Source organism: Gordonia asplenii, assembly GCF_012933505.1.
Taxonomy (GTDB): domain Bacteria; phylum Actinomycetota; class Actinomycetes; order Mycobacteriales; family Mycobacteriaceae; genus Gordonia; species Gordonia asplenii.
In genome coordinates, this window is the sequence record NZ_JABBNB010000062.1 from 1 (window position 1) to 6,469 (window position 6,469).

Annotated in this window: 6 protein-coding genes; all 6 read right to left on the reverse strand. The window is 64.4% G+C overall.

The window, feature by feature from the left end:
* Nucleotides 1-344 precede the first annotated feature (344 nt).
* The 6 genes from HH308_RS29120 to HH308_RS29145 all read right to left on the reverse strand — a co-directional run bounded on the left by HH308_RS29120 (nt 345) and on the right by HH308_RS29145 (nt 5,938).
* Nucleotides 345-1,028 carry a cache domain-containing protein gene (locus HH308_RS29120; protein ID WP_170197792.1) on the reverse strand — a complete coding sequence of 228 codons (684 nt, stop codon included), beginning with the start codon at nt 1,026-1,028 and terminating at the stop codon, nt 345-347.
* A 35-nt stretch (nt 1,029-1,063) separates the two neighbouring features.
* A complete protein-coding gene (locus HH308_RS29125) occupies nt 1,064-1,804 on the reverse strand; it encodes a FadR/GntR family transcriptional regulator (protein ID WP_170197793.1) in 741 nt (246 codons plus the stop codon).
* Between the two features lie 51 nt (nt 1,805-1,855).
* Nucleotides 1,856-2,656 carry an ABC transporter permease gene (locus tag HH308_RS29130; protein ID WP_170197794.1) on the reverse strand — a complete coding sequence of 267 codons (801 nt, stop codon included), beginning with the start codon at nt 2,654-2,656 and terminating at the stop codon, nt 1,856-1,858.
* Between the two features lie 12 nt (nt 2,657-2,668).
* A complete protein-coding gene (locus HH308_RS29135) occupies nt 2,669-3,580 on the reverse strand; it encodes an ABC transporter permease (protein ID WP_312870893.1) in 912 nt (303 codons plus the stop codon).
* An 87-nt stretch (nt 3,581-3,667) separates the two neighbouring features.
* Nucleotides 3,668-4,849, reverse strand: a complete 1,182-nt coding sequence (locus tag HH308_RS29140) for an ABC transporter substrate-binding protein (RefSeq protein WP_170197795.1) — start codon at nt 4,847-4,849, stop codon at nt 3,668-3,670.
* Nucleotides 4,850-4,909: 60 nt separating this feature from the next.
* Nucleotides 4,910-5,938, reverse strand: coding sequence for an ABC transporter ATP-binding protein (locus HH308_RS29145; RefSeq protein WP_312870894.1), 1,029 nt, complete (start codon nt 5,936-5,938; stop codon nt 4,910-4,912).
* Between the last annotated feature and the right edge of the window lie 531 nt (nt 5,939-6,469).

Below are 6,469 nucleotides of genomic sequence, written 5' to 3' on the forward strand. Positions count from 1 at the left end.
GAGCGCAGCGAGTCGAAACCCGCCAACCAACCTCGCTGGTTGAGCGAGCGGAGCACCCCCCACCCCGCTGGTTGAGCGAGCGCAGCGAGTCGAAACCCGCCGACCAACTCCGCTGGTTGAGCGAGCGCAGCGAGTCGAAACCCGCCGAGCCGAATTGTCAACTGTTTCACGGGGTTCGGTTCGGTCACTCGTCTCTCGGGGTTTCGACACGGGCCTGCGCTATCGCTCCGGCCCGGCTCAACCAGCGGGCGGAGTGCCGGTTGCTGAGACCAGCGGGCAGCGTGCTCCGGTTGCTGAAACCAGCGGGCGGAGTGCTGAAACCAGCGCGCACGGTGCACCGCCCCCTAAGTCTCCTCCACCACCCGCAACACCGATCCCACCGTCCGGCTCCGCGCCGTGGGGTCGATGTCGGCGAAGTCTCCGCTGCTGCAGCGGGGCGATGCCGATACGACGATGCGCCCCTCCGCGTTGACGATCGCCGCGCTGGGCCCGACCGAGCGCAGGGCGTCGGCGCTGACTCGCTCGAGCGTCGCCACGGTCACATCCAGCCCGACGATTCCGGCGATCGAGGGCTCACCGCGCCAGTAGACGGGCACCGTGAAGGTCAGCACGAACTCGTCGGTGCACAGCAGGTCGATATACGGTCCGGTGATCGCCAGCTTTCCCGTCGCGAGCGGCGTGCGGAACCATTCGGCGTCGAGGTAGCGCGACTGCGACGTCGTGCTGACGTTCGCCAGGGCGTCGACGCGTTCCATGTCGTCGCCCTGCCACCACGCGATGAAGCTGCGGTCCGGCGCCAACAGTCCCACGTTCGCGATGAATCCGGCTCCGGCGAGCCGAATATCACTGTCGGACAGCATATCTGCGACGACGGGCCGGATGGTCCGATCGATCGCCGCACCGGTGAGTTTGTGCGCGTGGGCGTCGAACGCGCGCCCGACGTCGAGCGCCCACTGCGCGATCCGCCCCTCGACGGTGGTCAAGAAGACGTTGATCGGCTCCAGGCCTGTTTCAGTTGTGGCGGACATCGTGGTCTCCCGTGGGCACACCGTGGACGGTCGAGTCATGCGTATTCGGCCCGCTGAATCAACAGATCGTCGACGACGATGGCGATCAATCCCCGCATCGCACGATCCGCTGCGTCAGCGTCGTGCGATTCTATCGCCGCCGCGACACTTTCCCGGGAAATGACCGATTGTTCGCGAAAGTCACGATTCACGTAGGGCAGTAGGGCGATGGTTCCGATCTCCGCTTGCAGCTCGAGCAGCGCCCGGGTCAGTCGGGCGGTCCGCGCGACGGCGGCGACTTCGAGAACGAACTCGGAGTCGACGAGCCGCCAGTCCGCCGGGTCGTCGGACTCAGTACGCAGAAATGACCGGATCCCGACCAGATCGGTCGCGCTGGCCCGACGCGCGGCGACGCGGGCCGCCGTGGATCCGATGGCCTCGTAATGCAGGCCGATGTCGGACAGTTCCACTTTCGTCAACCGCCGCAACCGTTCCCGCGCCCGATCGAGCGAGCCGCGCGCGCCGTCGGCGATGAAGCTGCCGCCATTGCGCCCACGAGTGGTGACCACGACGTCGCGAGCCCGCAAGCGCGCCAACGCCTCCCGGGTGGTGACCACGGAAACACCCAGCGCCGCAGCGAGTTCCGCTTCATTGGGAAGCCGTTGGCCGGCGATCAGGAGTCCCGTGTCGACCGCGGCCTCGACGCGGGCACTGATCTCCTCGACCAGTCCGCGTTGGCGCAGCGGCGTGAACACCGCTGCGGCGCTGCGCGACGGCTGAATAGGCGACGCCGACATTCACCCCTCCTTCGCGGGTCACACAACCACTCTACTGAGGTGCATGCGCGGTCAGCGGCCCAGCGAAGAGTTGTCGGACAGCCGCTGGGCCAGCCAGATCGGAATGATCGACACGACGATCAGGAACACCGCCACCACATTGACGATCGGCGCCTGGTTCGGCCGGAACAGATTCTGCAGGATCCACACCGGCAGTGTCTGATCCGACGCCCCGATGGTGAATGTCGTGACGATGATCTCGTCGAAGCTCAGCGCGAACGACAGCAGCCCGCCGGCCAACAGCGCCGAGCGCATCTGCGGGAAGGTCACCGACCAGAAGGTCCGGAACACGCCGGCGCCGAGGTCGGCGGAGGCCTCTTCGAGACGGCTGTTCATCTGCTGCAGTCGCGCCTGGGTGTTGTTCAGAACGGTCACCATGCAGAACGTCGCGTGCGCGATGATCACCGTCCACAGGCTCAACGACAACCCCATGATGGTGGTGAAGAAGTTGTTCAGCGCGATACCGGTGATGATGCCGGGCAGAGCGATCGGCAGGATCGCCAGCATGTTGATGGTCTGCTTGCCGAAGAAGCTGTAGCGCTGCAGCGCGAGTGCCAGCATCGTACCGAGCACCAGCGACACCGCCGTCGCGACGATCGCCACTTCGACCGATGTCGCCAACGCGGCGCGCACACCTTCGTTCTGCGCCGCCCGGCTCCACCATTCGAAGGTGAATCCCTTTGGCGGCCAACCGAATGCACGGTCGGAGTTGAATGAATTGATCAGCACCAGCAATAGCGGCACATAGATGAAGGCGAGAACGATTGCGGTGATGACGCCCATCGTCCACCGCGACGCTTGCGAGAGTCTCATCGACTGGTCTCCTTAGGTGTGCTTGAGCGCGCCGGTGCGTCGAACCAGAAGCAGGTAGGCCGCGATGATGACGATCGGAATCAGTGAAACGGCCGCCGCGAGCGGCAGGTTGTTGGCCGCACCGATGTTGGCGTACACCACGTTGCCGAGCATCTGCGTTGTGCCGCCGACGATTTGGGCGGTGATGTAGTCACCCAACGACAGCGAGAAGGTGAAGATCGTGCCCGCGATGATGGCCGGCTTGAGCAGCGGCAGGATCACCAGTCGGATCGTGGTCCACGGCTTGGCGCCGAGATCGCCGGAGGCTTCCAGCAGCGACGACGGGATCTGTTCGAAGCCCGCGTGCACCGGCAGAATCATGTACGGCAGCCACAGGTAGGCGAGGGTGATGATCACCGCGGTCAGACTGTAGCCCGGTGACGACAGGCCGAAAGGCTTTGCGAGCCAATCGAAGAACCCTCCGTCGGACATGATGTTGCGCCATGCGTACACCTTCACCAGGTAGCTGGCCCACAGCGGCATCAGCACCGCGGCGACCAGGATCTTGTGCCAGCGCCGCGGGGCGATCTTGGCGATGAAGAAGGCGATCGGCAACGCGAGCACGACGTCGATCACGGTGACCGCGACGGCGACGGCGACGGTACGGATGGCGATGGTCTGATAGACCTTCTCGGTCAGGACGGTGGTGATGTTGTCGAGATTCCACGACTGTGTGATCGCGCCGGTGAATGTGTCGACCGTCCACAGCGCGGTCACCAACAGCATCGCCAGCGCCACGATGTAGACGACGATCAGCCACGCCGCCGGCGCAGTCAGCAGCCCCGCGAGCCGGAGCATCGGCCGACGGTAGAGCAGCGCCGACAGTTGGTGCGACGACGACGCTGCGTCGAGTTCACTTGTCTGCGAGGCGGTTTGGCTTGTCACGCCTTCTTCTTTCTCCAGGAGGTGGGACCGGGTCCGGCGTCGGGTCGGGGGGTCGCGACGCCGGACCCGGAGTTCAGTGCGGGCGCGCTAGCCCTTGATTTCCGTCCAGGCGTTGGTCCACTGCGAGTAGTCCTTGCACTTGACGTCGGTACGGCCGTCGAGGCACTTGGCGATCGGCGTGGTCCAGTACCAGATCTTCGACGCGTACGCGGCATCACCGGAGTGGTAGGTGGTGCAGTGCTGCTTGTCGGTCATCTCCGCGCACGCCTTGGGGTTGGCGGGCGACTCACCGAAGTACTCGGCGACCTGTGCGTTCGCCTTGGGGCTGACGATGTAATCGAGCCACTTGTAGGCGCAGTTCTTGTTCTTCGACTTGGAGCTGACCATCCAGGTGTCCGACCAGCCGGTGGCGCCTTCCGACGGCAGGACCGTGCCGACCGGAGTCTTGTTGGCCTCGGCGGTATTCGCGCCGACCTGCCAGGTGGTGCCGACGACGCTCGATCCGTTGCCGAATGCCTGCACCTCCTTCACGACATCACTCCAGTACTCGCCGACGTTCTGCCGCTGCTGCTTGAGCAGATCGACAGCAGCCTGAAACTGCTTGTCGTCCAACGCATACGGGTTCTTGATACCGAGCTCGGGCTTGTGCGCCATCAGGTAGACGGCGGCGTCGGCGATGTAGATCGGCGAGTCGTAGGCCGTCACCTTGCCCTTGTACTGCGACGCGCCGTCGAAGACCGGGCTCCACGACGTCGGCGCGGGCTTCACGACGTCGGTGCGGTACATCAGCAGGTTGGCGCCCCACCCGTGCGGAACGCCATAGTTCTTGCCGTCGACGGTGTTCCACGCCTTGTCCTTGAGGAACGGGTAGATGTCGGCGTAGTTCGGGATGAGGGAGGTGTTGATCGGATCGACCGCGCCACCTTCGATCAGCCGCAGCGACGCGTCGCCCGACGCCGAGACCACGTCGTACTGGCCCGAGCGCATCAGCGTGACGGCCTCGTCGGAGGTGCCGAACGTCTTGGCCTCCACCTTGCAGCCGCTCTGCTTCTCGAAGTCGCTGACCCAGTTGACCTTCGGGTCGTTGCTGCCGTCCTCGACATATCCCGGCCACGCGAGGATCGAGACCTGCCCCTCGGAGGGGCCGAGCGATGTCAACGCCTGGTTGGCGTTCTTGTCCGTCGTGCTGGTGCCACAGGCGGCGAGCGTCAACGTCGCCGCCGCGCACAGCGCCGCGGCGACCCGCGCGCGCGTACTGATCTTCGTCATGGGTGATTCCCTCTCTGCCTTCGATCTTCTGAAATTGCTGAAGTGCTGTGCGGCAACGAGTTACGCTGCGGCACCGGACAACCAGACGACGTCGGCGTCGTCCCAGCTCACCGTGATGGGATCGCCGATACTCGGATCAGCGGTACGGTTGCGTGCCGAGTCGCTGAGCACGACGACGTCGGCGCCGTCGTCGAGGCGGACTCGAATGTGTGTCGCCGCACCGAGATACACCACCGCCGTCACGGTGCCCCGAACACTTCGCGGTGCCGCCGCGTCGCCGACGCGGAGGTGTTCCGGACGGAGACTGAAACTGTCTGTGCGGCTGTAGATTTCGTTCGCGACGTCGGCGTGGAAGACATTCGACGTCCCGACGAAGTTCGCCACGAACACCCCATTGGGGTTCTGGTAGATCTCGCGCGGCGTGCCGAGCTGCACCAGCGCGCCGTCGTTGAACACGCCGATTCGGTCGCTCATGGTGAGCGCCTCTTCCTGATCGTGCGTGACGAAGACGAAAGTGATTGCGAGGGAACGCTGAAGCTCCTTGAGCTCGATCTGCATCTGCTGACGCAGCTTGAGGTCGAGCGCGCCGAGTGGTTCGTCGAGCAACAGCACCTTGGGGTTGACGACGAGTGCGCGTGCGATGGCGACGCGCTGGCGTTGACCGCCGGAGAGCTGGTCGGGTTTGCGACTGTGCATGGCCCGCAACTCCACCCGGTTGAGCGCTTCCTCAGCACGCTCACGTCGCTCCTTCTTGCCGACGCCACGCACCCGAAGCCCGTAGGCCACGTTGTCGAGCAGGGACATGTGCGGGAACAGGGCGTAGTCCTGGAACACCGTGTTCACATCGCGTTCGAATGGCGCCTTGTACGTGACGTCGACGCCCGCGAGCTCGATCGTCCCCGACGTCGGCAGGTCGAAGCCGCCGATCAGCCGCAGGACCGTTGTCTTGCCCGATCCCGATGGTCCGAGCATGGAGAAGAACTCACCCGAGCGAATGTCGAGGTCGAGTCCGTTGACTGCGGTGACGTCGCCGAAGGACTTCACCACGTTGCGCATCTTGATCGCGGTCGAGTCTGTGATCTGGTTCACGCGGTAAAACATATAACACAATAGGTAATGTGTAAATGCCCAATGAGCAGGGACTTTGAAAAAGCTGAGTGCGCGACGCCTGGTCGCGAACCGCAGTCTGGAACGAGCGAACGGCTCCGCCGTTTTCGAGGTCGTTCACAGCGGCAGTGGTGACCGGTTCGGGGCTTCCGATGGAGACTCGGCGCGCAATGAGTCGGCGGTGAGTACAGCCGCCCGGAAGAATTCGACTCGGTGACAATGGTTGCACCATGCCAGCAGTCGTCAGTCGGGTGATAGTCGCCGCGCGATGCGCGGCGCGCAGTTACGTTTCGGTAGTGGGGTTGCGCGGCACCAGCGCGGATACTACGCCCGCGGGCGCTGCGATCGTCAACAGGCGTTTGCTGTTCGCCGTGAAACAGCTAGCTCAGCATGGGGCAGATTGGCCCGAACGGTCGATACCTCATGTCGGACACTGGTTGCGATCCTTTGCTGTAACCCGTGCAGCTGGCTGATTCGGGCGCATCGTGAAGTCTTGAAACTGAGAGGTCTTAG

Bases quoted from the DNA above. Each gene is read 5' to 3' on its own strand.
- HH308_RS29130 (WP_170197794.1), bottom strand. From the start codon at position 2,656: ATGAGACTCTCGCAAGCGTCGCGGTGGACGATGGGCGTCATCACCGCA.
- HH308_RS29120 (WP_170197792.1), bottom strand. From the start codon at position 1,028: ATGTCCGCCACAACTGAAACAGGCCTGGAGCCGATCAACGTCTTCTTG.
- HH308_RS29125 (WP_170197793.1), bottom strand. From the start codon at position 1,804: ATGTCGGCGTCGCCTATTCAGCCGTCGCGCAGCGCCGCAGCGGTGTTC.
- HH308_RS29140 (WP_170197795.1), bottom strand. From the start codon at position 4,849: ATGACGAAGATCAGTACGCGCGCGCGGGTCGCCGCGGCGCTGTGCGCG.